We start from the raw sequence: 2,972 nt of genomic DNA on the forward strand, positions 1-2,972 counted from the left end.
ATCCCACACTGAATCCATAGGTGTGGGAAGCGAACGCGGCGAACTGAAACATCTAAGTAGCTGCAGGAACAGAAATCAACCGAGATTCCCAAAGTAGTGGCGAACGAAATGGGATGAGCCTTGTACTTTTTAGCAGTGTGGTTAGCAAAACGGGATGGAAAGCCCGGCCATAGCAGGTGATAGCCCTGTATGCGAAAACCGCGTTGTGGAACTAGGGGTACGACAAGTAGGGCGGGACACGTGAAATCCTGTCTGAAGATGGGGGGACCATCCTCCAAGGCTAAATACTCGTGATCGACCGATAGTGAACCAGTACCGTGAGGGAAAGGCGAAAAGAACCCCGGGAGGGGAGTGAAATAGATCCTGAAACCGCATGCATACAAACAGTCGGAGCCTGGAAACGGGTGACGGCGTACCTTTTGTATAATGGGTCAGCGACTTACATTCAGTGGCAAGCTTAACCGGTTAGGGAAGGCGTAGCGAAAGCGAGTCCGAATAGGGCGATTGAGTCGCTGGGTGTAGACCCGAAACCAGACGATCTATCCATGGCCAGGTTGAAGGTGCGGTAACACGTACTGGAGGACCGAACCCACTAACGTTGAAAAGTTAGGGGATGAGCTGTGGATAGGGGTGAAAGGCTAAACAAGTCTGGAAATAGCTGGTTCTCTCCGAAAACTATTTAGGTAGTGCCTCGTGTCTCACCTTCGGGGGTAGAGCACTGTCATGGTTGGGGGGTCTATTGCTGATTACCCCGCCATAGCAAACTCCGAATACCGAAGAGTGCAATCACGGGAGACAGACATCGGGTGCTAACGTCCGGTGTCAAGAGGGAAACAACCCAGACCGCCAGCTAAGGTCCCCAAGATTGGCTAAGTGGGAAACGAAGTGGGAAGGCTAAAACAGTCAGGAGGTTGGCTTAGAAGCAGCCACCCTTTAAAGAAAGCGTAATAGCTCACTGATCGAGTCGTCCTGCGCGGAAGATGTAACGGGGCTAAGCCAGTCACCGAAGCTGCGGGCGCACCTTGTGTGCGCGGTAGGAGAGCGTTCCGTAAGCCTGTGAAGGTGTCTTGTAAAGGATGCTGGAGGTATCGGAAGTGCGAATGCTGACATGAGTAGCGATAAAGGGGGTGAAAGGCCCCCTCGCCGTAAGCCCAAGGTTTCCTACGCAACGTTCATCGGCGTAGGGTGAGTCGGCCCCTAAGGCGAGGCAGAGATGCGTAGCTGATGGGAAGCAGGTTAATATTCCTGCACCGTCGTATGATGCGATGGGGGGACGGATCGCGGAAGGTTGTCCGGGTGTTGGAAGTCCCGGTCCCTGCATTGGAGAAGGCGCTTTGGCAAATCCGGGCGCAGGATTCAAGGATGTGGGGCGAGCGGCCTAGTGCTGCGAAGCAATCGGAAGGGGTCCCAAGAAAAGCCTCTAAGCTTCAGTCATACGAGACCGTACCGCAAACCGACACAGGTGGGCGAGATGAGTATTCTAAGGCGCTTGAGAGAACTCGGGAGAAGGAACTCGGCAAATTGGTACCGTAACTTCGGGATAAGGTACGCCCTGGTAGCTTGACTGGCCTGCGCCAGAAGGGTGACGGGGTTGCAATAAAATGGTGGCTGCGACTGTTTAATAAAAACACAGCACTCTGCAAACACGAAAGTGGACGTATAGGGTGTGACGCCTGCCCGGTGCCGGAAGATTAAATGATGGGGTGCAAGCTCTTGATTGAAGTCCCGGTAAACGGCGGCCGTAACTATAACGGTCCTAAGGTAGCGAAATTCCTTGTCGGGTAAGTTCCGACCTGCACGAATGGCGTAACGATGGCCACACTGTCTCCTCCCGAGACTCAGCGAAGTTGAAGTGTTTGTGATGATGCAATCTCCCCGCGGCTAGACGGAAAGACCCCATGAACCTTTACTGCAGCTTTGCATTGGACTTTGAACCGATCTGTGTAGGATAGGTGGGAGGCTTTGAAGCGAGGACGCCAGTTCTCGTGGAGCCGTCCTTGAAATACCACCCTGGTTTGTTTGAGGTTCTAACCTAGGCCCGTGAATCCGGGTCGGGGACAGTGCATGGTAGGCAGTTTGACTGGGGCGGTCTCCTCCCAAAGTGTAACGGAGGAGTTCGAAGGTACGCTTGGTACGGTCGGACATCGTACCTAAAGTGCAATGGCAAAAGCGTGCTTAACTGCGAGACCGACAAGTCGAGCAGGTGCGAAAGCAGGACATAGTGATCCGGTGGTTCTGAATGGAAGGGCCATCGCTCAACGGATAAAAGGTACTCTGGGGATAACAGGCTGATACCGCCCAAGAGTTCATATCGACGGCGGTGTTTGGCACCTCGATGTCGGCTCATCTCATCCTGGGGCTGTAGCCGGTCCCAAGGGTATGGCTGTTCGCCATTTAAAGAGGTACGTGAGCTGGGTTTAAAACGTCGTGAGACAGTTTGGTCCCTATCTGCCGTGGGCGTTGGAATCTTGACGGGGGCTGCTCCTAGTACGAGAGGACCGGAGTGGACGTACCGCTGGTGTACCTGTTGTCTCGCCAGAGGCATCGCAGGGTAGCTATGTACGGAAGAGATAACCGCTGAAAGCATCTAAGCGGGAAACTCGCCTGAAGATGAGGATTCCCTGGAGCCTCGAGCTCCTTGAAGGGTCGTTCAAGACCAGGACGTTGATAGGCTGGGTGTGGAAGCGCAGTAATGCGTTAAGCTAACCAGTACTAATTGCCCGTAAGGCTTGATCCTATAACCAGTGCGTTTCAATCCGCTGGTGTTGCCGCATACGTGCCATACAGCACAACCCGACGCTACATCCCAATACGCCAGATTGGCCTCAAGCCAGTCCGGCAACCCTTTATGCCTGGTGACCATAGCAAGTCGGAACCACCCCTTCCCATCCCGAACAGGACCGTGAAACGACTTCGCGCCGATGATAGTGCGGACTACCCGTGTGAAAGTAGGTCATCGCCAGGCTCTCCAT

The 2,972-nt window shown here is 54.0% G+C and carries 2 rRNA genes (1 of these 2 cut by a window edge); both read left to right on the forward strand.

The annotated features are described in order from the left end of the window. Nucleotides 1–2,737 (forward strand): 23S ribosomal RNA (locus AC6EI8_RS23660); it begins 144 nt to the left of the window's first position. A gap of 114 nt (nucleotides 2,738–2,851) precedes the next feature. Then, a 5S ribosomal RNA gene (rrf, locus tag AC6EI8_RS23665) occupies nucleotides 2,852–2,965 on the forward strand. Nucleotides 2,966–2,972: the final 7 nt, after the last annotated feature.

It is taken from the genome of Cupriavidus sp. R6-3 (assembly GCF_059772245.1).